Consider the following 25305-nt stretch of genomic DNA (forward strand, 5'->3'; position numbering starts at 1 on the left):
TAGAGGAGGGTGTAAGGCTCGTACTAGAGCTATATATTAAGTATCTTTTCAATTACTAGGGTATTGGGGACCTTGCCTAAAAGGTATTCACTCCATTCGATCATTAGCCCAAACCGCCTAGCAAATAAATCACTTCGGCGATATGCAGCCTCAACACTATTGCCTAACGTATGTGCCAGGGCTTGCTCACAAACTTCTCTAGGATAGATTGTGTTTTCAGCTGCCCAATCGCGGAAGGTTGAACGGAATCCTGCATATTCCGGCCCATCGTGACCGCCCATTCCGTTTGAACGTGACCGCCTGTTCCGGGCTAACGTGACCGCTCATTCCGTTTTATCGTGACCGATTTTGGGTGATATCCCGGAATCACCGGTCACGATGCCGGAATCGTCGGTCACGTTCCCCCGGAATCACTGCCAACACACTGGAATTCTTCAACTTAATCGCGCATACCGCTTCCTTTTTTCACGAGGAAGAGCGGATGCCGGCTGCGAGGATTTCCATGCGACAGATCATCGAGGTCTTGCGCCTCAAATACGAAGCCGGTCTCAGTCACGAGCGCATTGCTCGTGCCTGCGGACTCTCCAAGGGCGTGGTCGGCAAGTACGTCAGCCTGGCCCAGGTTCAGGGCGTTACCTGGCCACTGCCGAAGGACCTGGACAAGGTTCGGCTGTACGCGCTGCTGTTCCCGGCCAAGGCGCCACCGTCACGCTTTGCCGAGCCCGACTACTTCGAGGTTCATCAAGAGCTCAAGACCAAAGGCGTCACTCTGCAACTGCTCTGGGCCGAATACGTAGAACGCCACGGCGACAAGGCGTATCGCTACAGCCAGTACTGCCACCACTACCGGCTCTGGCGTGGCCGGCAGCGCCGCAGCATGCGACAGGTCCACCGGGCTGGCGAGAAGATCTTTATCGATTACTGCGGCCCTACTGTGCCGGTGGTGGACCGCTCTACCGGTGAGGTGCGCAAGGCCCAGGTCTTTGTGGCAGTGCTGGGCGCGTCCAGTTACACCTTCGCCGAGGCTACCTGGAGCCAGAGCCTTCCAGACTGGATCGCCTCCCACCAAAGGATGTTCAGGTTCTTTGGCGGGGTACCGGAACTGCTGGTTCCGGATAACCTCAAGGCGGCGGTGACCAAGGCGGACCGCTACAGTCCGACGATCAACGAGACCTATGCTGAGCTGGCCTGCCATTACCAGACGGCGGTATTGCCAGCACGGCCCTACAAGCCCAAGGATAAGGCGAAGGCCGAGACGTCGGTGCTGTTGGTCGAGCGCTGGATCCTGGCCCGTTTACGGCATCAGATGTTCTTCTCCCTGGCCGAACTCAATGCCGCCATTGCAGCGTTGCTACCAGCCCTGAACCAGCGCCTGTTCCAGGGTCGAACCGAGAGCCGTCAGAGCCTGTTCGACGCACTTGATCGACCGGCACTGCGGCCTCTGCCAGTAGCGCCCTATACCTACGCCGAATGGCGCAAGGCCAGGCCAGGCATCGACTACCACATCGAGGTCGACAAACGCCTGTACAGCGTACCTCACGCCTTGGTGGGGCTGGTTCTGGACGTACGGTTAACGGATACCGCCCTGGAGGTCATGCACAAGGGCCAGCGGGTGGCATTACATCCCCGCCACGGGAAGAGCCGCTTCGTAACCCTGACCGAACACATGCCCAAGGCGCATCAGGCCCACAAGGACTGGTCGCCGCAGCGCTTCCTCAACTGGGCCAAGGACATCGGCCCCGGCACGCTGGAGGTGGTGCAGAGCCAGCTCAAGGACCGCCCTCATCCAGAGCATGGCTACCGCGCTTGTTTGGGATTGCTGAGTCTCAGTCGGCGCTACAGCCGTGAACGCCTTGAACAAGCCTGTGCCCGGGCGCTGTCGATCAACTCGGCCAGCTACCAGAGCATCACCTCGATCCTGAAACAGGGGCTGGACCAGTTCCCGCTGCCTCTGGCCGACGATGAGCGTGACCTGACCGACCTGCCGGCGCACACCAACGTTCGCGGCCCGCATTACTACCACTGATCCCGGAGAGACCTATGCTGACTCACAACACACTCAACACCCTGCGCCACCTCAAGCTAACGGGCATGTGCGACGCCTTGGAACAGCAGCGGGCGCAGCCCGCAACCCATGACCTGGCGTTCGAGGAGCGCCTGGCCCTGCTGGTAGACCGGGAAGTGCTGCACCGGGAGAACCGTCGGCTGGACCGGCTACTGAAGGCTGCTCGCTTGCGCGTGCAGGCCTGCATCGAAGACATCGACTATCGCCACCCGCGAGGGCTGGAACGTTCCCGTATGGCAGGCCTGGCCAGCTGTGACTGGATCGGTCAATCGCTGAATCTGTGTATCACCGGTCCCACCGGCTGTGGCAAGACATGGCTGGCTTGCGCCCTGGGCAACCAGGCCTGCCGCCAAGGGCTATCCGTCCGCTACTTGCGGGTGCCACGGCTGTTCGAGCAAGTGCGGATCGCCCACGGCGATGGCAGCTACGCCCGCCTGATGACGCAGCTGTTGAAAACCGATCTGCTGATTCTAGATGACTGGGGCATGCAGAAGGTCAATGCCCAGCAACGACAGGATCTGATGGAGGTGATCGAGGACCGTCATGGACGTGGTTCAACGCTCATTGCCAGTCAGCTACCCACCGAACACTGGCACGAGTACATCGGCTCCGCCACGCTCGCCGACGCCATCCTGGACCGGCTCCTGCACGGCGCCCACCGGCTCAATCTGAAGGGGGAATCACTGAGAAAGGCTAACGCTCAAAACGCGGTATCGATTGACCCATCGTGACCGCTCAGAGTACAAAACCCGTTCCAGCGTGAAGGCCGTGTGCAAATCGGTCACGATCACCGGAATGACCGGTCACGTTCGCCGGAATACGCAAATCCATGTACTGTAATGTCATCTCTCTCTATTCGTCTCAATGCCATTGTCATTGCCATATTAGAAAGAGGTTTGTCTTTTGTGTTTCCAGGAAATATGTAATCTGACTCACGACGATTATTCATATTGATTAGCAGGTGCTCTAGATGAGGCACGATCGGTACACGGTGTAGCTTTCCCGCTTTCATACGATTCGAAGGAATAGTCCATATTCTTTCTTCCCAATCGATTTCATCCCAGCGTGCGTTTAGTACTTCAGAGGTTCTACAGGCGGTTAAAATCGTCATTAGTAGAGCTTGGAAGGATGGAGCTTCTCGTCCCTGAAGATCCAGTGCAATTGGCTGCATTTCATTCCAGGAAGCCGCTGAATGGTGATTAACTGGTGCTACCTTTGAACGTTTCGGTAAAAGCTTATCTAAATGTCCACGCCAACGAGCAGGGTTGGTCTCAAGAGGGCAGCCCAATGCTTTTGCAAAGTCTAGTACGAGTTCGATACGATTGCGGACACGACTGGCTGTTTCTGTTTTCGTGATCCAGATCGGGGAAAGTATCTCCATTAAATGGGATGTTTTTATTTCATTCGGGGCAAGCTGCCCAATTACTGGAAATGCATAGGAGTTCATGGTGTTGGCCCATTGACTTCTATGCTTATCATTCCGCCATGCGGGGCTGTGGTTGGTGATGTATTGCTCAGTGAGAGTCTTGAAAGACTGCTTGCGATGCATGCCTTCTGACAAAGCATCCTCAGCAATTGCATCGGCTTTAGCGCGTTCTTCGATAGGGTCCAAGCCCCTTTCTCTGAGTTGTCTGGCCAGGAAGGCTTGGTTCCGTGCAGAGGCCAAGCTGATTTCGGGAAAACTACCAAGGCCCATGTCTCGACTTTTTCCTGAATTCTTGTACCTGAAGATCCAGCTACCACTGCCTTGTTTGCTTACCTTTAGGTAGAGTCCGCCGCCATCGGATGTGAGGCCGCGATCCCCGATTTTCATAATTTTTTCAATTTTTTTGATTGATAGCTTGCTCATAAATTTACTTCCTCCAAAGTGATCCTTTCCTTTCCTTTCCTTTCCTTTCCTTTCCTTTCCTTTCCCAGCCCATACCCAGCCCATACCCAGGCCCATACTTTGGGACGAGTTCTCGGTAGACTCAGCAGGACGTCTATGGACGAACGAACAAGGAAAACGCGCTCGCAGCGCGCTAATAGTGTGCTTCACAGGTTATTTATGGACTTGGATATAGAGGACTCTCTCTCCGCCAGACAAATGAAAAAGCCCCAGCGCAAGCTGGGGCTTTTTCATTTGTGCGGTGAAAAGACGGACGAGACCCCTCACGGTTCAACGAGCCTGCGCCAGCAGGCGAAGAACGGTGTCGCAAAGCTACAACGGTGGGATTGCCGGTCCAGCCCGAAGAGGTGAGGCGCCCCGCGCCGAGTAATCCCTCTCGTACTTCAGGCCCCAGCTTAACGCTCAATTATCCCCTGGCTTTTTAACCCCCCCCAATGGGCTCCCAAACCGCTCAACATACTCCCGACCAATCTCTGTCGATCCCACATAGTTAAGATGATTCTCGTCCCGATACAGAGGGATACCGTTCAATACCGTCTGGCAGCGGAGCTGGTCGCAGATGACTTTTCTCGGGTCTATCCAATTGATATCAGGAAAGCGCTGTTGCGCGGCTTCTTTGAAGCGCAGGAAGTTGCTCATTTTGAGCCGGGCGTCTGCGGCGTCGATGGAGCAATCGTCCATATTCTTCAACAGGCATTCCGCATACGAGGAGGAGGGCAACTCAGGCACATCTTCGATTACAACGACGTTATGGCCCTGGGCGTCGAGCCAGGCCAGGGTGTCAATGAAGTAGGTCTGATACAACTCGTTCTGCAAATACGAGTTCCACCATGCATTGACGTACACGGTCATCGGGCGTTGCTGCAGATAATTGGCCAAGGCAGTGTTGCGCTCGACCTTCTCCGGATCCACGAATGCGGCCACGGAGTGTTCCGGTATTACGAAGGGGGTGGAGGCCCGGGTTACCACCAGCAAGGACTGCTCATCACCGATGAGCTGCTCCACAAAGCCAAGCAGGGCGATGGCGTGGGAGTCACCAATCAATATGCTGTCTGGCTGGCCGTCTTGCGGCTCGGCACCGAACAGGCAGGCTTCGCTTGTGTTGAATTGCGCAGGCGCGCCCTTGAAGCAGCGCTTGTACAGGTCGGCAGCGTTGTTCTGGGAAATGATGCGATAAAGTTCGCGACGGTCTTCAGGAATTCGAAAGCTCAGGTCATCGGCTATGCGGATGGTCGACTGGATAGCCCAGATGATCAGAGCCGGGGCCAGGATGAATATCAGAAAGGATTTTTTCAAGTTCCACGGGCGGTGACGATAGCGGTTCTCCACAAAGCGGAAGCTTAGCCATGACAGCACCACGACAATGCCGATCAGCAGCAGACGGTTGCTCCAGGTGAGCTCGATCAACTGATAATGCAGCAGCGCCACGGGCGGCCAGTGCCATAAATACAGGGAATAGGAAATGCCTCCCAGAAAAACCATGACTGGCAGGCTGAGTAGGCGAGCAGTGAGAGTCCGGCTCTGGTGCAATCCGGCGTAGATCACCAGCGCGGTGCCCAGCGTAGGCCACAGGGCGTTGTAGCCGGGAAAATGGTCATGCTTGGTGAGCACTATCGCGGTTACGCAGATCATCGCCAGGCCGAGCGCCGCGAGCAGCTCGGCACTGAGCCGTCCGAGGACTGGAAGCTGACGGCTGAACAGCGCTACGCCGGTGCCCAGCATGAATTCAAACAGCCTGGCCGGCAGCAGGTAGTAGGCGGCGGCTGGATAGGCGTCAGCCAGATACACCGACAGCGCGAAAGTGGCGACCAGCGTAATGCGGAAAGGCCAGTGCCCATTACGGCCCTTACCAAATCGGTAGGCCAGGTACAGCGCCAGCGGCCATATCAGGTAGAACTGCTCCTCAACCGCCAAGGACCATGTGTGCAACAGCGACAGCGAGCGGCTTTCCGGGGCGAAGTACTGAGAGAGCTCCTGAAAATAATAAATGTTGCTCAAGCCAAACAGAGACGCCAGCCAACTCTTGGCAAACAGGTAGTAGGCATCGCCAAGGTAGAAGGGCGAGATCATCACGAAGGTGACGCTGGACACTACCAGAAACAGGGGCACCAGCCGACGGATGCGACGGGCGTAGAAGTCCCGGAAACTGAAGGCCGCCTTCTCGAAGTTGCGTTGCAGCAGCTGGGTGATGACGTAGCCAGAGATGACGAAGAACACATCCACGCCGATAAAGCCGCCGCTGATTCCCGGAACTTCGTAGTGGTAGAGAATCACCAGGACGACGGCCAGTGCGCGTAAGCCTTCGATATCAGCGCGGTAGCCCGGAGCGATCTTCAAGTCAATTCCCCTAGAATGTGCAGACCGGGGGAGATTATATGGGCTAGGCCAGCGCAGACAAGCTGTTTGCAGCAGGTGTGGCTCTGATTAGGCCGGCCACCGCCGGGCGGCGGGTGGCAAGCCGAGCGCGCTCAGCGCCGGACCCACACCTCCACCCGGCCGTTGCGCTGGGCGCCAGTAGCACCGCCCGCTGAACCCACCGGCATATAGTGGCCGTAGCCAGTGTGCCCGTGCACCTGGGTGCCAAGTTGCCGCAGGGCCTTGCTGGCGGACAGAGCGCGCAGTTCGGAGATCATCTGGGCGCGCAGTTCGTCGCTTTGCTGGTCGGCAAAACCAATCAGCATCAGGTCCTTACCGGTTTTGCCGGTTTCCCTGAGGTAGTGCTGAATCCGCAGCAAGTCGCGGTTGGCCTTATTGTCCAGCTTGGTACGGCCTTCAGCGAAACGAAAGTTAACGGACAGGCGCTGATAGCGTTCGGTCAGGCGTTTGAACGTTGCCGGCACACTGGCGTCCTGCTCCGGATCAACCGCAAAGGGGTTCTGGGAAAAGAAACCGGACTGGGCCACGATATCCTGCCCGGCTTGGCTTTGCGCGTAGTTGATAAAGGCCTGGGCCAAAGGCTTGCCGGTGGTTCCTGGGGTGTACAGGTAGAGCCGGCGGGACAGCGGATAATCCTCAGTGGCAACCGAGAGTTTACTGGGTTTTAGCGCCGGCGCATTACCGTCGGCGATAGCCAGCAATTTACTGCTGCGCACCGAGGCGAAACCGGCAAAGCCGATGCCTGCGGGATTCAGGCTGACGTCGTCGGATAACTGGTCATTGGACTCGTAGCGTCGGGCTTCGCCAGTCAGCGTATATTTGCCAGCCAGTACCAGCTCCTTGAAGGTGTCCCAGGTCCCTGAGCGATCGTCGCGAGCGTATACCTGAATTGGCAGGTCAGGGCCGCCAAGCGCCGACCAGTTGGTGATCTCGCCGGCAAAAATCCTGGCCAGCGTTTCTATATTGAGCTGGTTAACCGGATTGGATGGGTGGACCAGAATCGCCAGGCCATCAATGGCAATCACGTGCTCGCTATCGGCGCTGGTCATGTCTGCGCGTGACGCCATGGCGGCAACTTCCCTGGCGGTGATACGTCGTGAGGCCGCCCAGGTATCGGCCTGGTTGGCCATCATCGAGGTAAAGCCAGTACTGGTGCCGTGAGCGGCCACCAGCACGGTCAGCGGCTTGCCGTCGCGCACGACTTTCAGCACAGCTTCATTTTCATTCCCCGTGGCGCTAGCGCTGACCCGTTCTCCGGTAAGCTGTTCCAGGAACCCGGTCATCAACATGGGTGCCAGTGTGGCGCCAATAGTGTTGGACCCGTGGATTTCCAGGTCGTGGGCGGCTGCCACACCGGGCAGAAAAACCAGAGCAAACCCCAGGCGGAACAGCAGTCGACGGAAAACTGATGGCATCGGTAACCTCATTACAATCTGGCAGGTAGGTTTTTGACCCGCCAGAGTGAGGCAGTTAGATGACATTCAGATGACTGCACCCGCCCGGATCGCGTTACCGGTTCAGTCATTGACTGCGAGTTTGATGATCACCCCTTCATCCGCCGCAATGCGGCCCTGACATACTTCGGGATAAATCTCAGCCAAACCCGACAGGCCCTCCAGCGTTTTAACCTTCAGCCATTGGCGGCTCCAATGGGCGGCTTCATGCATGAAACGCTGGCTGCGCTCGGCAAAGCCCTGGGGGCCCCAGTCCTGCATGCGCTGCTGAATGTGCCCGGGGGCAAAAAAGAACTCGCTGCGCTCCGCGCTGATACCTGAAGCGGTCTGGGCTTCATCCCAATGGGTCAGGCCGACGTTGATGCAATAAGTCAGATTCTCGCCCAGGTGCTTGCTCAGTTCTTTCAACACGCTGCTGTTGCCTGACATGTCGACAATGACGCTGGGAATGTCCTGGTTGATGCTGCTCAGCTGCTGGTAATCCACAACATCGTGATAAATGTCGAGACTCTTGACCAGGGCTGTGTTGCGCGCCGAGGTCACGGCAATGGTCGCCGGGGCGTCGGGATCTTTGAACAGGGCATAACCGAGGCCAGCGCTGGTTTTACTTGAGGCGCTGAGGATGATGATCTGCTGGGCGCCGCGCCAGTCTTTATCCTTGAGCGCATCCCACAGACAGAACGAGGTGATGTGCAGCGGCCAGAGCAGCATGCGTTCAGGCTCTTTGGCTGGGTCGTAGTTTGGCTCGTGCAGCACGCGGCTGTAGGCGTTGTAGCCCGCCGGTAGCTTTGCCCGGTGCGCATTGCCATCCATCAGCCGCTGGGCTGAGATCTTCGCAGGTTGCATGATCAATTGTGTGGCAGGCGGGAAATAGCCAAACAGACGCTCACCCACCGGCACTTCCTCACAGCGTGATTCGATCACATCGGCAAAACCCCATACCGGGATAACGCCCCAGCCTTGGGTGTCCTCGCCTGCTGGCGGAAAGAACTGCCAGTAACCTAGTTTGTCACCGGCTGCAGCATAGGTGATGTTATTGGCAGTGAAGGAAAAGCTGTCGACCGCCAGTCGGATCTCGCCCTCAACCAGGTTCGGGCGTTGCTCCTGGGCGCTCAGTGTGACCAGGCGCTGGGTCATAAAATCATCTTTGCGTATCTGAAACTGCTGCATGCTGTCACTCCTGTTGTTAGTTGATGTCCGCAAGAAAGCGCTGGATCTTCACCATGGCCGGGCCGGCGTGAGCCCGCATCCGCTTGAGAATCACCTGCTTTTCTTCATCGTCCTTGGCGGCGTTCTTGACCAGCTTGCCCATGCCGTCGAGGCGGTTGGCCAGCAGCCAGTTGCGTAGATCTTCCACTTTCGACCATTGGTACTGATTCATCATCAACGCCGCCATCATGCGAATCCAATCGGTATCGTGATTGGGCAACGGCACTACCGAGCAGATGCGGTTCTTCTCTGCCTCATTGCTGTAGTTGGCTTCCACGTGGGCGATAAACGCCGCACTGAATACCGGTTGATAGGACCGAACCGTTTGCGGCGTGATCAGATCACCCTGGAACACTTTCTTGATTGCCAGATTGGTGATGGCGCTGGCCGAACAGTCGATGTGCAGGTTGTTGGCGGAGGTCGGGATGCTGCCCTGTTCCAGCACAATCTGATCTGCCTGCAGGTGCAGCACGCGACCCTTGCGCACCACATTCTTGATACGTCGCAGCTGCTCAAGCTCCAGCTGACTGACCGTAGCGCCATGGAACATGGTCGGTTTGACGTTCTGATCGATGCGCAGCAATACCCCAGCGCGCTCAAGGTTGTCGAATAGCTCCGGCACCGACTCGGCCTTGGCGATGGCTTCAAACTGAGCCGCCATCGAACCGATGGTGCTGCTGAAAAACTCGTCCGTGGGCTGGGTGTTGCGGCGGTCCAGCAGCCAGGCGTCGCGCGAGACTATCCAGCAGATGCGCTCCGGGTCCACCTGGTTTGCCAGCAACCACAGACAGGCGTCGATACCGGTCTTGCCACCGCCGATCACCACATAGTTGTCGGCCGGCTGTTTGACCTTGGGCAGGTTATTCAGCGGCATGAACTGCACGCCGGCATCAATCTTGAAACTCGGTGTATGCGTAGCCGGTACGCTGGTTTTCAGGTAGGTGGCATCCACGGTTTTGCCGGTATTGGTGCGGTAGCGCTGGCCGGTCAGGGCGTGTTCGAACAGACCGTCGCCCAGGTAGTTGCACATGGGGAAGTACTGCACGCGGCCGGTGGGCAGGAATTGCTGGCGCATGACCTGATCAAAGTAAGCCAGTACTTCGGCACCCGAGGCCAAATCGCCCAGGCCCTTGTTCAGGCCCACTTCGTCCTTGTGCCCCTTGCTCAGCTCCCGCGAACTCACGCCATAAAAGGCTGACGGCTGATGCAGGGTGACAAAGGGGTAGGCGACGTTCCAGTGCCCACCGGGCTGCTGGTGTTGATCGACCATGATCACGGTGGCGTCCGATTCGGTCAGCAGGGTATCGGCAAAGGCCATGCCCACTGCACCGCTGCCGACGATCAGGTAATCCGCTTCGAGTTGCTGTTCGTTCATGTCTTTGCCCCTGCCGATTGTCATTGTTGTGTAGATCAATGGTGTGTTGATCAATAATTCGCCATAACAGCGTTATGTTGCTTGATAGTATAACGCTGTTATGTAAAGTCAAGTACAATCGCGCCATGAATGAATCCCAGAGCAATATCCTCAAGGCGGCGTCCGAGCTTTTTCTGCAAGGCGGCACTGCAGCGCTCAGCGTACGGGCGATTGCAGCCCGGGCAGGCGTGTCCACCATTGGCATCTACAGCCACTTCCAAGGCAAGCAGGGCATTCTCGATGCGCTGTATATCGAAGGTTTTACTGCGGTAATCGAAGCCCTGGCGGTGGACGACCTGACCGCCGATCCGCGTGAGCGAGTGCTGCTGGCATCACGGCGTTACCTGGATACCGCCGAAGCATTCGAGCCTCACTACGGGTTGATCTTCGGCAAGCTGGATGACAGCTACCAGCCCTCTGCTGACGCACGCGCGCTGGCTGCCGCCGGGTTTGAACGCCTGACTGAGGTGGTTGGCGGCTTGCTGGCGACGGATGCCCCCGCCAGTGCCAAACGCGATATTGCGCTGCAGGTGTGGGCGCTGATCCACGGCTTTGTTGGACTGAAGAATCATGCGGTCGGCGAACTGGTGGACATGCGTTGCTGGAAGGCGCGGGCGATGGAGGCGGTGGAGATACTGGTGGATGGGATTGTTAAACAGGCAGCCACGCGTAGCGCTGATTAAGCTTCCCGATCACCCCAGAAAATCCCCCGGCGTCAGCCCCGTCTGCTTGCGAAAAGCCGCAATGAAGGCGGATGTTGAATCATAGCCGCAGGCCAGGGCCACGTCGGTCACCCGCTGGCGCTGTTCCAGCAGCGGCAGGGCGCTGAGCAGGCGAAGCCTTTGCCGCCAGGCGCGAAAGGTGAAGCCGGTTTCCCTTGAGAAAACCCGAGTCAGGGTCTTTTCCGACAACCCCAGGCTGGCGCTCCAGTCGCCCAGCGTCTGATCCAGATAGGGCGCGGCATACAGGGCTTCGCACATGGTCTGTAGCCGAGGGTCTTTTGGCCATGGCAGGTGCAGGCGCACTTCGGGAGCGGTTTGCAGTTGGTCCAGGAGCACGCCGGCAATGCGGCCGTGGGCGCTGGCCTCATCATATTCGGCGGGAAGATCACTGAAGCGGCTGATCAGCTCGCGGGTCAGCGGTGTGATCTCCAGCACCTGACACTCGGGCCGGGTCCAGGCGAGGGCGGCAGCGTCGATGTACAGGCTGCGCATTTCTGTTCCCGGTGAGCTGATCACCGCGTGGGGTAGTTCCGGCGGAATAAGAATGGCGCGCTGGGGCGGGGCGAGAAATCGGCCAGTGTCGGTATGCACCGAGAGTACGCCCCGTATGGCATAGGACAACTGCGCCCAGGGATGGCTATGCCATTCGGTTGTGGTGCTGACCTTGAGGGATTCCGTGCGGGCGAACAAGGGTCTTGGTAGCGCGGTAAGGGCAGGGATGCTCCGCACTTCAAGCGGGTTTTGTCCGTTTCTCGACATTTTGGTGGCTTATCGCGTTAGTCCGTAAATTAATCAGATAGTAGACTTGGGCAACTCAACCCGCAAGCTACTATCGGACACGCACCATGGCCAGACCCCGTTTACTGCCTGACAATTTCACGCTCAGCCTGCTCGCCGTCGTGATTCTCGCCAGCTTCCTGCCCGCGCAAGGGCAGACGGCCGTCGCCTTTGGCTGGATAACCAATCTGGCTATTGGCCTGTTGTTCTTTCTTCACGGCGCAAAACTCTCAAGCAGCGCGATAATCTCGGGAATGACGCACTGGCGTCTGCACCTGCTGGTGTTCTCCTGCACCTTCATCATGTTCCCGCTGCTAGGGCTGGCGCTCAAGCCGATTCTCTCGCCGCTGGTGGGCACCGAGCTGTACCTGGGCATTCTGTTTTTGTGTGCGCTACCGGCCACGGTTCAGTCGGCCATTGCATTTACCTCGCTGGCACGCGGCAATATTCCTGCCGCGGTCTGCAGCGCGGCGACCTCAAGCCTGCTGGGGATTTTCCTGACGCCGCTGCTGGTCATGTTGCTGATGGGCGCGCAGGTGCAGGAATCGAGCACCATGGATGCGATCAGCAAGATTGTGGTGCAGCTGTTGCTGCCGTTCATCGCTGGCCAGATCGCTCGGCATTGGATTGGTGGATGGGTCACTCGGAACAAGGCCTGGCTCAAGTACGTGGACCAGGGATCGATTCTGCTGGTGGTCTACAGCGCCTTCAGCAACGCCGTGGTGGAAGGCATCTGGCAGCAGGTCCCGCTGCCGCAGCTCGCTGGTCTGGTGGTGGCCTGTTGCGTGCTGCTGGCGCTGGCCTTGGTGATAACCGATTTTGCCGGCAGGCGGCTGGGCTTCAACACCGCAGACCGGATCACCATTCTGTTTGCGGGCTCCAAGAAGAGCCTGGCAACCGGCGTGCCCATGGCGCAGGTGCTGTTTACCGGCGGGACCATCGGCATGCTGATATTGCCGCTGATGCTGTTTCACCAGATCCAGTTGATGGTGTGCGCCGTTCTGGCCCAACGCTATGCGGACCGGGCAGAGGAGACGATTCCGGTAGTCCCCTGAGCGTTTTATTCAAGCATCTTCCTGATTAAGCGGTAGCGCCGTTAGCACCGGACGCTACCGTGATTTTCCCCCGGCACCACGCACTTTCCCTCCGCACTGCATCGCTCTCTTTTTCCGCACTTACAGGCCCAAGTTACAGGCCTGATCGGCCGCCTTTTGCTGGCAACACAACCCCGGTTCAAGCAGCAGGATAGTGCTGCAAACTGCGTCATTAAGAGGCATACCACTCTTTATTGTTCGTTGCTGGAGCGCCGCTGCATCGCAAGAGTGCCGGAGCGTGACGGTTGAATAAGTTATCTTGTTGTATTTGTTGATAAAAAAAATGATGGCATACCACTTGCTTTGTACTTTACAGGGCCCGGTGAGTACTGGGTATTTTCCCCTTACTGTAAAGGAATCCACATGCCGACTACCTGCACTATCTCAAACGCTACCGTGGTGAAAAAAGCTGGCCTTATGCGGCCTCTCAAAGGATTTGCGCTCGCGCTGATCGCCACAATGGGCTGCACGTCCTACGCCCACGCCCTGACTCAGGAAGAGATCGAGTCGAGGGGTTATATAAGTGTTGCCACAGAGGATGACTACCGCCCCTTCGAATTCATGGAGAACGGCAAATCCACTGGCTATGACAACGAGCTGAAGGATCTGGTCGAGAAGGAAACCGGCCTGGAGCTGCGACAGGAAATTCTGCCCTGGGCCGGCATTCTCCCGGGTGTCACCAGTGGCAAGTTCGATATGGCCTTGTCTGCGGTGATGGTCACGGAAGAGCGCAAGAAGAGCTTCGACTACGCCACGCCCATGGCAGCTTCTACAACCTATTACGGCATGAAAAAAGGTTCTGATATCAAGGAGCCGAAAGACCTTATCGGCAAGACGGTAGGTGCTGAGACCGGCAGTGCTTTCCTGGCAGAACTCAAGGCTTTTGATGAAAAACTCAAGGCAGAGCATGGCGAGGGTGTGGGCAAGATCGTCGAGTATCACGGCTATCCCGAAGCCTATCAGGATCTGGCTTTTGGCCGAATTGATGCGGTGGTCAATACCGATCTGACTCTGCGCGCGCTGGTCGAAGAGCGTGGCGACATGTTTGTGCTGGGCAAGGCCATCGGCGAGCCTGGATACAAGGCCTGGGCCGTGAAGAAAGGCAATTCCGCCGTATTGGAAATGGTCAACGACGCTCTGCTGAAGATTCGTGAGAGCGGCGAGATGTATCGGCTCCAGGAAAAATGGCTGGGTGCCAGCTTTGAAGATATGCCCCTCGACGTAAACTGATGGGATTCAGATGACTGCTTACGATTACTGGAGCATTGTTCAAGGCTCGTTTGCCACCGTAGGAGTTTCCCTCACCGGGATTCTCCTCGGGGTACCGCTCGGTCTGGGCCTGGCGCTGTTGCGCTGGGCGCGGATCCCGGTCGTCAGACAGGTGTGCTACCTGTATGTCAGCATCATCCGGTCCTGCCCTGCGGTCACCCTGGTCCTGCTCATCTATTTTGGCTTGCCGCAATTTGGCTTGTCGCTCAATCCGCTGGCGGCAGCATTGATCGCCCTGTCGATGACGGCAGCGGCATTCAGCTGTGAAATCTGGCGCTCCTCGCTTATCGCCTTTGACCGGCAGCAGTACGACGCTGCACTGGCCTTCGGCATGCCGGCCTGGACCAGAGTCTGGCGCATTGTATTGCCGCAGGCGTGGCAGTCCAGCTTGCCCGGTCTGGTGAATGAAATGACCATGTTGATCAAGTCCAGCCCGGCCGTTGCGGTTATCGGCATGGTGGAAATTACACGGGCCGCCCAGCGGGTAGGCGCTCGCACCTATGATCCCATGCCACCACTGATGTTCGGCTTGTGCCTGTACCTGGTGATCATCTTCGTACTGGTCAGGGCGCAGCGTCGCCTTGAGCACAAGACACCCGGGCGTGAGGTGCAGGTATGAATCTCAGTGATTTCATTATTGTCTGGCAGCAGTATCCAGCTATCTGGGCTGGCTTCGTCAACACCGTGACTCTGCTGTTATTGGCAGGCGGTATTTCGCTACTACTCGGCATTGTGCTCACGCCCATGCTGATGTCGAAGAAGCCGGTGATTTACCGCAGCATAGGTTTTTATTGCGAGTGCATGCGCTGCGTGCCCTTTCTGCTGCTGGTTTACCTGATCTACTTCGGTCTGCCGTCCTTCGGCATTCAGCTGTCCAACTGGGTAACCGGCTTTATCGCGCTGATTATTTATAACTCAGCCTATATGGCAATCATCCTCAGGGCATCCTGGCAGGACATACCGCACGAGACGATAGAGGCGGGCAAGGCCTTCGGTCTGCACGGTAACCGGCTGCTCAGACGCATCATCATGCCGCTGATTCTGATGCGCGCTACGCCGATGATCGGCAATCAGATGACGCAGATCCTCAAGGACAGCGCTTTCCTCGGCATTATCGCGGTGTCGGAGCTGACGGCCGTGATGAACGCCATTCAGGCGACACACTTCATTCCGTTTGCCAGCTTCCTGTCGGCGGTACTTTTGTATTGGCTGATCTGTCTTGTAATCGAATTCTTCACCCTGATCTTTACCCGTTATGCCGAGGTGCGCAGAGCATGAAAGACACTATTGATGTTGCAGACAATACCGCCGCCAAGGTTCTTCAGGTGCAGGGCGTATCCAAGTCCTTCGGCAGCAACCAGGTGCTCAGGGATGTGTCCCTGGACCTGAGCAAGGGAGAAGTGCTTTGCCTGCTGGGGCCGTCGGGTTGCGGCAAGTCGACGTTGCTACGGTGCATCAACTGGCTGGAAACGCCCGACGCTGGCTCCATACGGCTCAACTCCAAACGCTTCGGCATTCACAAGGGTGGCGCTAAGATGGGCGATGCGGATCTGGCGCGCATGCGGGCCAGAATCGGCATGGTATTCCAGCATTTCGCCCTGTGGCCGCACCTGAGTGTGATCGGCAATATCATCGAGAGCCCCATCCACGTGCAGAAGCGCAATAAACAGGAGGTGCGTGAGGAAGCCTTGGCATTGCTGGCGAAGGTTGGTCTGCAGGACAAGGCCGACATGTACCCGGCGAGTTTGTCAGGTGGTCAGAAACAGCGTGTGGGCATAGCCAGAGCCTTGGCGATGAAGCCGGATATTCTGCTGTTCGACGAGCCTACCAGCGCGCTCGACCCCATGCTGGTAGGGGAAGTGCTTGAGGTCATGCGTGATCTGGCGGACGAGGGCGCGACCATGGTGGTCGTCACCCATGAAATGGAGTTTGCACGGCAAGTGGCAAGCCGGATCATCTTTATGGACAGTGGTGAAGTGGTCGAAACCGGCCAGCCTGCGCACTTCTTCAACGCGCCGCAGACGCTCAAGGCGCAGCAGTTTCTGACCCGCTTTCACCAGCGCGGCTGAGTTAGCGCACGCCTTTCACCTACCCAGGCTGCAGGCTGGATTCAGTTGCTCTGATCCAGCTTGAAGGGCGCGCTGCCGATATCGTTGTTGGCTTCTACCAGGCGTATCAGCTGCAGGATGAACAGCGCCCGCTCGTCTTCGGGCAAAGCCTCGACAGTGCGCTCGTGAGCCTTCTGGACTTTGGCTTCCAGCTTTTTCAGCAGGTATTGCCCCTTGCGGCTGAGCTTGACCAGTTTGACACGCCGGTCAGCGGTACTCTGCTTGCGTAACAGCAGGCCCTTCTTCTCCAGCCTGGCGATTACCTCCGCAACGCTGGTGCGCTCCAGACCAATCTCGTTGGCCAGGGTGATCTGATCGGTCTCGCCGATCATCGACAGGGTGGTCAACAGGCTGTATTGCACCGGCGTCACATCGTGGCCCTGGGTTTCGTCCAGAAACAGGCCGCAGTGAATCTGATGCAAGCGGCGTATCAGAAAGCCAGGGCGGCCCAGTAGGGGAGAGCGCTGCAGGGCAGAGTCAAATTCGGTTTGTACTTGTTCTTGGGCAAGCTTTTTCATAGGTTCAATTCGTCATTTCTTGTCGAGTGGACTAAGGCGCCTGAGTATCCTTTATCGTAGCAAGGTCTGGCAAAGAAAGAGGTATACCTGTTTCTTTGCTGACGATAAAGCATGGGTGATCTGCCATCGGCTCGCTGGATTACTCAAGGTTGGCGATCAGGCGAGATGAAGCAAGATTGATGCCGCCTGCCGCCAACGGCTCTAGCCTGTTCCCTCAGCATCTGTTTGTGCCCAAATAAGAGGCATGCCACTTAAGCTGCCTCATTGTGTTGCACTACCTGCGCTTCTGAACGAGCTGCACCTGTTGGCCTGTCTCGAGGTTTCGCTGCTGCAGAGCCCAATCGACGGGCAGTTGAAAATAAAGGTGGTCTACCACCTTTATTGCTCTGGAGGTGGCATGCTAATTGCTTTTCCATAAATACAGCTCCAGTACGCTGAATCTTGCAAGCCATCATGCCAAGGCACTAGACATGATTCCGCCACACTGGCCATTTTCAACCTCAGAAAAGGTGTCTCTGATGAATTGCAGAGAAAGTATCAACCAAGCGGACCGTCCCCTTGAGGAGGCGTTGCTCAACGATTGGCATGTGGTTGCCACATCCGAGGAAGTCGTGCCGGGCAAGCTGGTACCGACCATGCTGTTCGGGCGCGAACTGGTAGCCTGGCGCGATTCGGCTGGGCAAGCGTATGTATGGGAAGACCTGTGTATTCACCGTGGTGCTCGGCTTTCCAAGGGCTTTATCCAGAGTGATCGCGTGGTATGCCCCTATCACGGCTGGAATTACGACGGCAGCGCGCAGTGCGTGCTGATGCCGGCGTCGCCCAACGAGACGCCGATGAAGAAAGCCAAGGCCATCCCGCATCACGTCAAGGAAGCCTACGGCTTTATCTGGGCCTGCATGGGCGAGCCGGCCAATGACATTCCGGCGTTCCCCGAGTGGGATGATCCGAGCTACAAGAAAGTGGTTTGTGGGCCTTACGAGTTCAAGTCCGGTTACCGCGCGCTGGAGAACTTTATCGATCCCACGCATTTCCCGTTTGTGCACGCCGGGGTCAACGGCATCATGGATCAGCCCGATCCTATCGGGGCCTACGACGTGTTCGAGAAGAACGGCGGCCTGGCCACCTCTGAAGTGCAGGTTACCCAGCCCTATGGTGACCCGCGTGAAGTGCCGGTCATGGCTTACTACGCCTATCAGTGCCTTCGCCCGCTGGTCGCGTATTTCAAGAAAAGGGTGGTGATTACCGACCCCGAGCGTGCCTCCGAAGGCAGCCCGGATGATCGCTTCTGCACCTTTTTCACCGCTCAGCAGGTGGATGAAACCCGCAGCATCGTGCGCATCTGCTGTGCCATGAACTTCTCGCCGCAGCCAACCGATGCCGATGTGCGCCGCCGGCAGGATCTGGTCTATGCCCAGGACAGCGCCATCGTCAACACGCAGCGCCCTGAGCGAATTCCGGTGGACCTGCGTATGGAACTGCACCATCGCACCGATCTGCTGGGGCAGAAATACCGCATGTGGTTACGCAACATGGGTGTGAGCTATGGAACTGTCTGATTCCCAGCGCATGAACCTGCGCCTGACAGCCATGCGCTATGGCGCCAGGGACATACTGCTGTATGAACTCGAGCCGCTGGACGGCAGCGTGCTGCCGCCGGTCACTGCCGGAGCGCACCTGGATCTGCATCTGCCAGACGGTCTGATTCGGCAATATTCGCTGATCAGTTCGCTCTGTGATGCCCAGCGTTATGTGGTCGGGGTCAAGCGCGATGCCGAGGGCCGCGGTGGTTCGCGCTGGCTGCACGATCAGGCCCGTGTTGGGCAGATGCTCGAGGTCAGCCTGCCGCGTAATCACTTTCCGCTGTCTTCAGCGCAGACTCCGGTATGCCTGATTGCTGGCGGTATCGGCATTACGCCGATCTATTCAATGTTCAAGGCGCTGCAGCAAAGCGGGCGTGCGGTACACCTGCATTACTGGAGCCGGTCAGCAGAGCACGCCTTGTTTCATCGCGAGCTGGAAAATGCCCCGGATGTGACACTGCACTTTGCCAGCGCCAGCGGTCCGCAATCGGATCTGCAGGCAGTACTAGCTGGTCTGCCGGGCGAAACGGAAGTCTACGCCTGCGGCCCTAGCACGATGCTCGATCAGCTTGAATCGAGCGGGCTGGGCGAGCGCCTGCATGTGGAGCGCTTCGTCTCTGCCGGGCCGGTAATGGCTGAAGGGGCGTTCAGCGTGGTGCTGGCACGCTCCGGGCATGAATATGTTATTCCGCCGGGCGAAACCATTCTGAACGTGTTGCTGGAGGCGGGCGAGGATGTGCTCTATTCCTGCGAGCAGGGCGTGTGCGGTGCCTGCGAAGTCACGGTGCTGGAGGGTGAGCCGGTTCATGGCGATACCGTGTACTCAGCAGACGAACATACCCGCCGCCGCAGCATGATGATCTGTTGCTCCAGCAGTGCGTCGCCGCGCCTGCTACTGGATATTTAACCGAGTCGACTCCCTTCGCTGGCTCACCGAGTCTACGGAGAGCGGAAAGATTTGCTTGAGCGATATAAGAGGTATACCACCTAGTATGCCTGGCTCTGGCGGCCTTCGACTTGAACTGATTAACGCTGAACAAGGTAGGAAACGCTGATGAAAACGACTCTTCTGCACGGTGGCCGGGTCATTGACCCCGCCAATTCGGTCGACGCGATTCAGGATGTGCTGGTGCGAGACGACCGCATTGCCGCAGTAGGGCAACTGCTGGGTACGCCCGAGGCGGCAGGCGCGGAACTGATTGATTGCACAGGTCGCCTGGTATTACCCGGGCTGATCGACACCCACGGGCATATCTATCAGTACGTCACCGGGCGGTTCGGTCTGAACGCCGATATGTGTGGGGTTTATTCCGGCGTTACCACGCTGGTGGACCAGGGTGGCGCCAGCTGCATCACGCTGCCGGGCTTTCGCAACTATGTGATCAACACTTCGCACAGCCGGGTCATCTCGTTTATTTCCGCCTACCTGGTTGGCGGCCTGGAAGGGCATTTCTATCCCGAGCTGTATCGGCCTGAATGCTCAGACGTGGACGCCACGGTGAAGTCGGCATTGGCCAACAACGATGTGGTCAAGGGCATCAAGGCGCACGCCGAGCTTGGCGGTTTCGCCCGCTGGGGGCTGGATGTGATGAAAAAAGCCGCCCGCGTCGGTGAGCAGACCGGGCTGCCGCTGTACATTCACTTCGGCCAGCTCTGGCCGGAGCCAGAGTCGGGTGGCCGCCATGTTGACCCGGACAGCATTTTCCCGGCCGTACTGGATCTGCTCAAACCCGGTGATGTGCTTGCGCATCCTTTCAGTCGGCACCCGGGCGGCTTCGTTTCCCTGGATGGCGAGATCCATCCGTTGGTTGGCGAAGCCCTGGCCCGCGGTCTGAAAGTCGATGTGGGACACGGCTCGCATTTCAGCTACAAGATGGCTGCCAAGGTGCTTGAAGCCGGCGTGCTGCCAGACACTCTGGGTGCGGACATGCACGGCTACAACACCTCGGTAAAAGCGCCCGCCGGTGTGCCGGAAGAGGATGAGCACCCGGATGAAGAACATCTGTTCAAGGGCTCGTCGCGCTTCAGCCTGGTGTCGGCGATGGTCAGCCTGATGGCGCTGGGCTTGAAGCTGGAGCAGATCATCCCGATGGCCACCAGCAACGCCGCCAAGCTGTTGGGCATGTCTGACACTCTGGGTTCGCTGGGCGTGGGCCGGGAAGCAGACATTACCGTGCTCTCTGACCAAAGCGGCAAGTGGCTGCTGCGTGACAATGAGGGCACTGAAGTTATCGCGCCACGCATGTTGCAGCCGCTTTTTTGCCTGCGCGCCGGGAAGCGCTTCGATGCTACGGCCGAGATTCTGCCCGTGCCGCACGCGCTCTGAAGCGCTTACCGTTCTGATGAGGAGCACGCTGTGACCGATACTGGCCGGCAAACTGATAACAGCAACCAGCTCGCACTGGAGCGATTGTACGCAGTGCGGCCAGCCTGGACCCGCGTGGTCACCGCTGCAGAGGCTGTAGGTCTCGAGTCGCAGTGCCTGCTGCATGCCGGCCCGCCGTTTGCCGACCCCTCTCAACCCAGCGCACCTATTCTGGCGTCCGCCGCACTCTGCTGCATGCATGAGGGCTGGGCCGAGGACGTCGGCAGCGCGCGGGCCATGATTCTGGACGGTCGGGTCACGCTGCGTCCGGCTCAGGAGTATGACGTGGTCACCCCGCTGGCGGCGGTAGTCTCGCCCGGCACCTTCCTGGTCGAAGTCTCTGACCTGGATAGCGGTGCCTGTTGCTGGTCGCTGCTACCCAGCGGTGCGGGCCCGCAGATCCGTTTTGGTACTGCGGATCTGGCTATTCTTGAGCGCCTGCAATTTCGCGATCAGGCCCTGGCTGGTGTGTTAATGCCCTGGCTGCAAGGGCGCAGCATCGAGTTGATTCCGCTGGCGCAGGCCGGCTTGCGCGCGGGTGATGACCTGCATGCCCAGACCGCTGGCGCTACCAACGCCTTGCTGCAGCAATTGCTTGCTGAGCATGCGCCGCAAGTCGTAACGGAGGTCATCGAGACTGCGCCGCTGTTTTTCCTGACGCTGTGGATGGCAGCCTGCCATCTGATGCTGAAGGCCACGGTGGGCACAGGTGCCACTTCCCTGGTGATCGGCCTGGCCGGGAACGGCCAGGAGGTCGGCGTGCGCTTGTCCGGCGCGCCTGAGCAGTGGCTGACCCGTGCGGCGAGAAGGCCCAACGGTCCCAGATTGAAAGAGGTTGAAGCCTTGGCGGCGCCCATGTTGGGCGACAGCGGCGTGATAGATGCCGCAGGCTTTGGTGCGCAGGCCTGGGGGCATGCACAGGGCCTGCGGGACCTGATGTCGCCCTGGTTGCCGGAGGGTTGGGCGACCGCATCAGATGCCATGCTTGGCGAGCACCCTGCCTTCAACGAGTTCTCACTGCGCATTGGGTTGGATGCCGAACTGGCGCAGCTGCAGGCGTCTGCGCCGCTGGTTGCGCTGGCGATGCTGGATAGCCAGGCCGAGCACGGGCTGCTCGGCCGCGGGGTCTGCCTGATTGACCCGGCTCTGTACACCCAGCCAGGGCAGGGCGTGCCAGCGGTCAACCGCGCAAACGTACTGGCAGAGGTCAACCGTGCGGTAGATCAGTACGAGCAGGCGCTGACCGGTAACGATCTCGCAGAGCTCGACCGGCTGTTCTGGGATAGCCCGCACACCCTGCGTTATGGCGCCGGAGAACACCTGTATGGCTATGCCGCGATTGCCGCCTTCCGGCGCGCACGCGCCGACAGTGGTCAGTTGGCCAGGCATATCATCGAGCGCTCGGTCACCACCTTTGGTGACGATTTCGCGGTGGCCAATATCGTCTTTCAGCGCCCCGGGAGCACCAGGCTTGGCCGCCAGACGCAAAGCTGGGTATGTGTCGAGCGGGAATGGCGTATCGTTGCCGCACATGTAAGCTGGGCTACAACATGACTTCGACCACACAGTCAGAATTGCTGCATTTTGGCCATCACGGCGCTTTTGTCGCTGAAGGGTTTGGTCAGGCCCCCAGGATAAATACCCAACCGGGATCTGCACTGCGCTCTGTGCGCCTGGCGGTCAAGGATGTATTTCAGGTCCGCGGCATGCGCTGCGGCGCTGGCAACCCTCGCTGGCTGGCGGAACAACACGTAGCTACGCAGACCGCCCCCGCGGTGCAATGGCTACTGCAGGCTGGCGCTCAATGGATCGGCAAGACGGTCACCGACGAGCTTACCTACAGCCTGGCCGGCATCAACGCGCATTACGGTACGCCGCGTAATCCTACGGCAGAACAGCGCTTGCCGGGTGGCTCGTCATCCGGCTCGGTAGTGGCGGTTGCCGCGGGCTATGCCGATCTTGCACTGGGCACCGACTGTGGCGGCTCCATCAGATTGCCCGCCAGTTATTGCGGCGTGTGGGGTGTGCGCCCCAGCCATGGGCGGGTGTCCTCACAGGGTTGCTTCACGCTGGCACACAGCTTCGATACCGTCGGCTGGGTTGCCGCGCAAGCGGATGTACTCAGCCTGGCTCTGGAACAACTGGTTCATACTCAGGTGTCACAAGCTGTGCCCGAGCATGCGCGGCTGATCGTCTGCGATGATGTTCTGCGCATGCTGGATAAACCAGTACGTGAGTCATTTGAAAGCTGGCTAGCAACCAGTGGTACAAGAGTAGAGCGCATGCCCGCTGGCACGCTGGCGCTGGAAGAGTGGGCCGATGCCTTCCGCGTGCTGCAGGCGGCGGAAATATGGCAGCAGCATGGGCACTGGGTGCTCGATGCCCGCCCTGCTTTCGGCGCCGATGTTGCTGGCCGATTCGAGCTGGCCTCCGCGATCACGCCGCAGCAGGTAGCCTGGGCCACCAGGCTACGCTCTCAGGCTCAGCAGCATCTTGGCGCATTGCTCGGCGTTGATGGTTATCTACTCATGCCGCCCGTGCCGGGGCCTGCGCCCCGCCTTGATGCCCCGGCAGAGCAGGTGCAGGACACCCGCGCGCGTTCCCAGCGCCTGCTGTGCATGGCGGGGTTGGCCGGGTTGCCGCAGGTGGTCTTTCCCTGGACCCGTATCGAGGGAGCGCCAGTTGGATTGTCGCTACTCGGGCCGCGCTTTGCAGACGAACAGGTCATGAGTCTGGCCAGGCATTTACATTTATCATCACCATTCAGTTAAGACGGAAAATCAAGACTATGGCATTCGTTCCCAATCCTAGCCGCGGCTCCAAAGCCATGGCTGTAGCACCTCACTCACTTGCCGCGCAAAGTGCCATGGCCGTCATGCGGGAAGGTGGTAACGCCGTGGAGGCAATGATCGCCGCTGCAGCCAGCATTGCTGCGGTATATCCGCACATGAACAGCATCGGCGGCGACGGCTTCTGGCTGATATCCCGCCCTGGCCATGCGCCGGTGGCTATCGATGGTTGCGGCGCTTCTGCGCTGGGTATCACGCTGGAGCAATACCGGGAGCAGGGCTTGAGCAGTATCCCGTTTCGCGGCGGTCTGGCTGCCAACACGGTTGCCGGCACACTGTCTGGCTGGCAGTTGGCGCAGCAGTGGTCGCAGGAAGAGTTGGGTGGGCGCTTGCCGCTCTCCCGTCTGTTGGGCGATGCCATAGAGTATGCGCGCGGCGGCATTTCGGTCACCCGTAGCCAGAGCCTGTGCACAGAGGCCAAACGGGAAGAACTGCAGAGCTTTGCCGGTTTCGCCGATACCTTTTTACCAGGCGGCGCGGTGCCCGAGCCCGGCGCGCGTTTCACCCAGCCACGGCTGGCCGATACCCTTGAACAGCTCACGCGCGCCGGCATTGACGATTTCTACCGTGGTGACCTTGCGCGTACTTTGGCTACCGAGCTGACGGCGGCTGGCAGTCCTTTGCGGCTGGTTGACCTGGAGCGCCATCAGGCGCAGCTGCGCAAGCCGCTGGTGCTGAAGCATTCGCTGGGGCAGGTTTACAACTTCCCACCACCGACCCAGGGGCTGGTGTCGCTGATGATTCTGGGTCAGCTGGATCATCTGCTGAAAAGCGATATGGACCCGTTGGGCGCACCCTTTGTACATGCCTGTGTGGAAGCCACCAAGCAGGCGTTTGCCGTGCGTGATAGGGAGATAACCGATCCCGCCTACATGTCGGTTGATCCGCAGAGTCTGCTGGATTCCGAGCTGCTGGCAGGGATGGCAGGCAAGATTGACCCGCAACAGGCCGCGCCCTGGGGCAAAGGCATGGGGCCGGCCGATACCATCTGGATGGGTGTGATCGACGAGCAGGGTGTTGCGGTCAGCTTTATCCAGAGCATCTACCATGAGTTCGGCAGCGGCATCGTGTTGCCCGGCAGCGGCGTGAACTGGCAGAACCGCGGTTGCAGCTTCTCCCTCGACCCCAACGCGCGCAATCCCTTTACCCCCGGCCGCAAACCCTTCCATACCCTGAATCCGGCGATGGCGCATTTTGCCGATGGCCGCACCATGGTCTACGGCAATATGGGTGGCGACGGTCAGCCGCAATCGCAGAGCGCTGTCTTCAGCCGCATCGCCACCTTCGGCATGAATCCGCTGGCCGCGATTGACGCGCCACGCTGGCTGCTGGGCCGTACCTGGGGCAACACCAGTGAAACGCTCAAGCTGGAATCACGCTTCCCGGCGGACACCGTCGCGGCCCTAAAAGCCATGGGTCATGATGTTGAAATTCTGGATAGTTATGACGAAAGCATGGGGCATGCTGGCGCGATTGTGCGGCATCCCTCCGGGTTGCTCGAAGGCGGGCATGATCCACGCAGTGATGGGGCGGTGGCGGGTTGGTAAAAGCCAACCCATGCACAATTGCAACGATGATTGAAAAGAACACCGGCCCAAGGCCGGTGTTCTGGTT

The 25305-nt window shown here is 58.7% G+C and carries 21 protein-coding genes; 14 read left to right on the forward strand and 7 right to left on the reverse strand.

Features of this window, described 5'->3' with window-relative positions:
* Positions 1 to 481: 481 nt before the first annotated feature.
* Complete coding sequence (gene istA, locus EAO82_RS07020) at positions 482 to 2026, forward strand: IS21 family transposase (RefSeq protein WP_174958648.1); 1545 nt, start codon at positions 482 to 484, stop codon at positions 2024 to 2026.
* Between the two features lie 14 nt (positions 2027 to 2040).
* Positions 2041 to 2796, forward strand: coding sequence for an IS21-like element helper ATPase IstB (istB, locus tag EAO82_RS07025; protein WP_153274255.1), 756 nt, complete (start codon positions 2041 to 2043; stop codon positions 2794 to 2796).
* A gap of 56 nt (positions 2797 to 2852) precedes the next feature.
* On the opposite strand, the gene EAO82_RS07030 is transcribed toward istB, so the two are convergent.
* From EAO82_RS07030 to EAO82_RS07050, 5 genes are all read right to left on the reverse strand, one after another.
* Positions 2853 to 3914: a tyrosine-type recombinase/integrase gene (locus EAO82_RS07030; RefSeq protein WP_174958762.1), complete on the reverse strand. Its 1062-nt coding sequence runs from the start codon at positions 3912 to 3914 to the stop codon at positions 2853 to 2855.
* Positions 3915 to 4355: 441 nt separating this feature from the next.
* Entirely contained in the window at positions 4356 to 6290 is a 1935-nt protein-coding gene (locus EAO82_RS07035) for an acyltransferase family protein (RefSeq protein WP_096347998.1), read from the reverse strand.
* 131 nt (positions 6291 to 6421) lie between these two features.
* Positions 6422 to 7744, reverse strand: coding sequence for a substrate-binding domain-containing protein (locus tag EAO82_RS07040; protein WP_174958765.1), 1323 nt, complete (start codon positions 7742 to 7744; stop codon positions 6422 to 6424).
* A 102-nt stretch (positions 7745 to 7846) separates the two neighbouring features.
* Complete coding sequence (locus tag EAO82_RS07045) at positions 7847 to 8953, reverse strand: DUF2855 family protein (protein WP_096347999.1); 1107 nt, start codon at positions 8951 to 8953, stop codon at positions 7847 to 7849.
* 16 nt (positions 8954 to 8969) lie between these two features.
* The gene (locus EAO82_RS07050; protein WP_096348000.1) at positions 8970 to 10367 is read right to left on the reverse strand and encodes an NAD(P)-binding protein; all 1398 of its coding nucleotides are present in this window, start codon (positions 10365 to 10367) and stop codon (positions 8970 to 8972) included.
* Positions 10368 to 10492: 125 nt separating this feature from the next.
* On the opposite strand from EAO82_RS07050, the gene EAO82_RS07055 reads away from it, so the two are divergent.
* Positions 10493 to 11089 carry a TetR/AcrR family transcriptional regulator gene (locus tag EAO82_RS07055; RefSeq protein WP_174958768.1) on the forward strand — a complete coding sequence of 199 codons (597 nt, stop codon included), beginning with the start codon at positions 10493 to 10495 and terminating at the stop codon, positions 11087 to 11089.
* 9 nt (positions 11090 to 11098) lie between these two features.
* Here EAO82_RS07055 and EAO82_RS07060 read toward each other — a convergent pair whose 3' ends face one another.
* Positions 11099 to 11887 carry an AraC family transcriptional regulator gene (locus EAO82_RS07060; RefSeq protein WP_096348002.1) on the reverse strand — a complete coding sequence of 263 codons (789 nt, stop codon included), beginning with the start codon at positions 11885 to 11887 and terminating at the stop codon, positions 11099 to 11101.
* Positions 11888 to 11973: 86 nt separating this feature from the next.
* On the opposite strand from EAO82_RS07060, the gene EAO82_RS07065 reads away from it, so the two are divergent.
* The 5 genes from EAO82_RS07065 to EAO82_RS07085 all read left to right on the forward strand — a co-directional run bounded on the left by EAO82_RS07065 (position 11974) and on the right by EAO82_RS07085 (position 16337).
* The gene (locus tag EAO82_RS07065; protein WP_096348003.1) at positions 11974 to 12960 is read left to right on the forward strand and encodes a bile acid:sodium symporter family protein; all 987 of its coding nucleotides are present in this window, start codon (positions 11974 to 11976) and stop codon (positions 12958 to 12960) included.
* Between the two features lie 402 nt (positions 12961 to 13362).
* Entirely contained in the window at positions 13363 to 14229 is an 867-nt protein-coding gene (locus EAO82_RS07070; RefSeq protein WP_096348004.1) for a transporter substrate-binding domain-containing protein, read from the forward strand.
* A 10-nt stretch (positions 14230 to 14239) separates the two neighbouring features.
* Positions 14240 to 14887, forward strand: coding sequence for an amino acid ABC transporter permease (locus tag EAO82_RS07075; RefSeq protein ID WP_096348005.1), 648 nt, complete (start codon positions 14240 to 14242; stop codon positions 14885 to 14887).
* Entirely contained in the window at positions 14884 to 15546 is a 663-nt protein-coding gene (locus EAO82_RS07080; RefSeq protein WP_096348006.1) for an amino acid ABC transporter permease, read from the forward strand. The genes EAO82_RS07075 and EAO82_RS07080 overlap by 4 nt, the downstream gene beginning before the upstream one ends.
* Positions 15543 to 16337, forward strand: a complete 795-nt coding sequence (locus tag EAO82_RS07085; protein WP_096348007.1) for an amino acid ABC transporter ATP-binding protein — start codon at positions 15543 to 15545, stop codon at positions 16335 to 16337. The genes EAO82_RS07080 and EAO82_RS07085 overlap by 4 nt, the downstream gene beginning before the upstream one ends.
* A 41-nt stretch (positions 16338 to 16378) precedes the next feature.
* On the opposite strand, the gene EAO82_RS07090 is transcribed toward EAO82_RS07085, so the two are convergent.
* Positions 16379 to 16894 (reverse strand): MarR family winged helix-turn-helix transcriptional regulator, encoded by a 516-nt coding sequence (locus tag EAO82_RS07090; RefSeq protein WP_096348008.1) that lies wholly within the window; start codon positions 16892 to 16894, stop codon positions 16379 to 16381.
* Positions 16895 to 17412: 518 nt separating this feature from the next.
* Between EAO82_RS07090 and EAO82_RS07095 the strand changes: the two genes are divergently transcribed.
* The 6 genes from EAO82_RS07095 (at position 17413) to EAO82_RS07125 (ending at position 25238) form a co-directional block, all read left to right on the forward strand.
* Complete coding sequence (locus EAO82_RS07095) at positions 17413 to 18453, forward strand: aromatic ring-hydroxylating oxygenase subunit alpha (protein ID WP_096348009.1); 1041 nt, start codon at positions 17413 to 17415, stop codon at positions 18451 to 18453.
* Positions 18440 to 19384, forward strand: a complete 945-nt coding sequence (locus EAO82_RS07100; protein WP_096348010.1) for a PDR/VanB family oxidoreductase — start codon at positions 18440 to 18442, stop codon at positions 19382 to 19384. Before EAO82_RS07095 ends, EAO82_RS07100 begins: the two co-directional genes overlap by 14 nt.
* 147 nt (positions 19385 to 19531) lie before the next feature.
* Positions 19532 to 20803, forward strand: coding sequence for an amidohydrolase/deacetylase family metallohydrolase (locus EAO82_RS07105; RefSeq protein WP_096348011.1), 1272 nt, complete (start codon positions 19532 to 19534; stop codon positions 20801 to 20803).
* 30 nt (positions 20804 to 20833) lie between these two features.
* Positions 20834 to 22396, forward strand: a complete 1563-nt coding sequence (gene hpxZ / locus EAO82_RS07110; protein ID WP_218838674.1) for an oxalurate catabolism protein HpxZ — start codon at positions 20834 to 20836, stop codon at positions 22394 to 22396.
* The gene (locus EAO82_RS07120) at positions 22393 to 23613 is read left to right on the forward strand and encodes an amidase (protein ID WP_096348012.1); all 1221 of its coding nucleotides are present in this window, start codon (positions 22393 to 22395) and stop codon (positions 23611 to 23613) included. Before hpxZ ends, EAO82_RS07120 begins: the two co-directional genes overlap by 4 nt.
* 17 nt (positions 23614 to 23630) lie before the next feature.
* Entirely contained in the window at positions 23631 to 25238 is a 1608-nt protein-coding gene (locus EAO82_RS07125; protein WP_231703304.1) for a gamma-glutamyltransferase family protein, read from the forward strand.
* The last annotated feature ends 67 nt before the right edge of the window (positions 25239 to 25305 follow it).

It is taken from the genome of Halopseudomonas pelagia, assembly GCF_009497895.1.
GTDB classification, from domain to species: domain Bacteria; phylum Pseudomonadota; class Gammaproteobacteria; order Pseudomonadales; family Pseudomonadaceae; genus Halopseudomonas; species Halopseudomonas pelagia_A.

Excerpts from the sequence above, each read along its gene's own strand:
- EAO82_RS07100 (WP_096348010.1), top strand. The coding sequence starts at position 18,440 with ATGGAACTGTCTGATTCCCAGCGCATGAACCTGCGCCTGACAGCCATG.
- EAO82_RS07065 (WP_096348003.1), top strand. The coding sequence starts at position 11,974 with ATGGCCAGACCCCGTTTACTGCCTGACAATTTCACGCTCAGCCTGCTC.
- EAO82_RS07075 (WP_096348005.1), top strand. The coding sequence starts at position 14,240 with ATGACTGCTTACGATTACTGGAGCATTGTTCAAGGCTCGTTTGCCACC.
- EAO82_RS07070 (WP_096348004.1), top strand. The coding sequence starts at position 13,363 with ATGCCGACTACCTGCACTATCTCAAACGCTACCGTGGTGAAAAAAGCT.
- EAO82_RS07125 (WP_231703304.1), top strand. The coding sequence starts at position 23,631 with ATGGCATTCGTTCCCAATCCTAGCCGCGGCTCCAAAGCCATGGCTGTA.
- istB (WP_153274255.1), top strand. The coding sequence starts at position 2,041 with ATGCTGACTCACAACACACTCAACACCCTGCGCCACCTCAAGCTAACG.
- EAO82_RS07050 (WP_096348000.1), bottom strand. The coding sequence starts at position 10,367 with ATGAACGAACAGCAACTCGAAGCGGATTACCTGATCGTCGGCAGCGGT.
- EAO82_RS07055 (WP_174958768.1), top strand. The coding sequence starts at position 10,493 with ATGAATGAATCCCAGAGCAATATCCTCAAGGCGGCGTCCGAGCTTTTT.
- EAO82_RS07095 (WP_096348009.1), top strand. The coding sequence starts at position 17,413 with ATGAATTGCAGAGAAAGTATCAACCAAGCGGACCGTCCCCTTGAGGAG.
- EAO82_RS07120 (WP_096348012.1), top strand. The coding sequence starts at position 22,393 with ATGACTTCGACCACACAGTCAGAATTGCTGCATTTTGGCCATCACGGC.
- EAO82_RS07105 (WP_096348011.1), top strand. The coding sequence starts at position 19,532 with ATGAAAACGACTCTTCTGCACGGTGGCCGGGTCATTGACCCCGCCAAT.
- EAO82_RS07085 (WP_096348007.1), top strand. The coding sequence starts at position 15,543 with ATGAAAGACACTATTGATGTTGCAGACAATACCGCCGCCAAGGTTCTT.
- EAO82_RS07090 (WP_096348008.1), bottom strand. The coding sequence starts at position 16,894 with ATGAAAAAGCTTGCCCAAGAACAAGTACAAACCGAATTTGACTCTGCC.
- EAO82_RS07030 (WP_174958762.1), bottom strand. The coding sequence starts at position 3,914 with ATGAGCAAGCTATCAATCAAAAAAATTGAAAAAATTATGAAAATCGGG.
- EAO82_RS07040 (WP_174958765.1), bottom strand. The coding sequence starts at position 7,744 with ATGCCATCAGTTTTCCGTCGACTGCTGTTCCGCCTGGGGTTTGCTCTG.
- EAO82_RS07060 (WP_096348002.1), bottom strand. The coding sequence starts at position 11,887 with ATGTCGAGAAACGGACAAAACCCGCTTGAAGTGCGGAGCATCCCTGCC.
- EAO82_RS07045 (WP_096347999.1), bottom strand. The coding sequence starts at position 8,953 with ATGCAGCAGTTTCAGATACGCAAAGATGATTTTATGACCCAGCGCCTG.
- EAO82_RS07080 (WP_096348006.1), top strand. The coding sequence starts at position 14,884 with ATGAATCTCAGTGATTTCATTATTGTCTGGCAGCAGTATCCAGCTATC.
- istA (WP_174958648.1), top strand. The coding sequence starts at position 482 with ATGCCGGCTGCGAGGATTTCCATGCGACAGATCATCGAGGTCTTGCGC.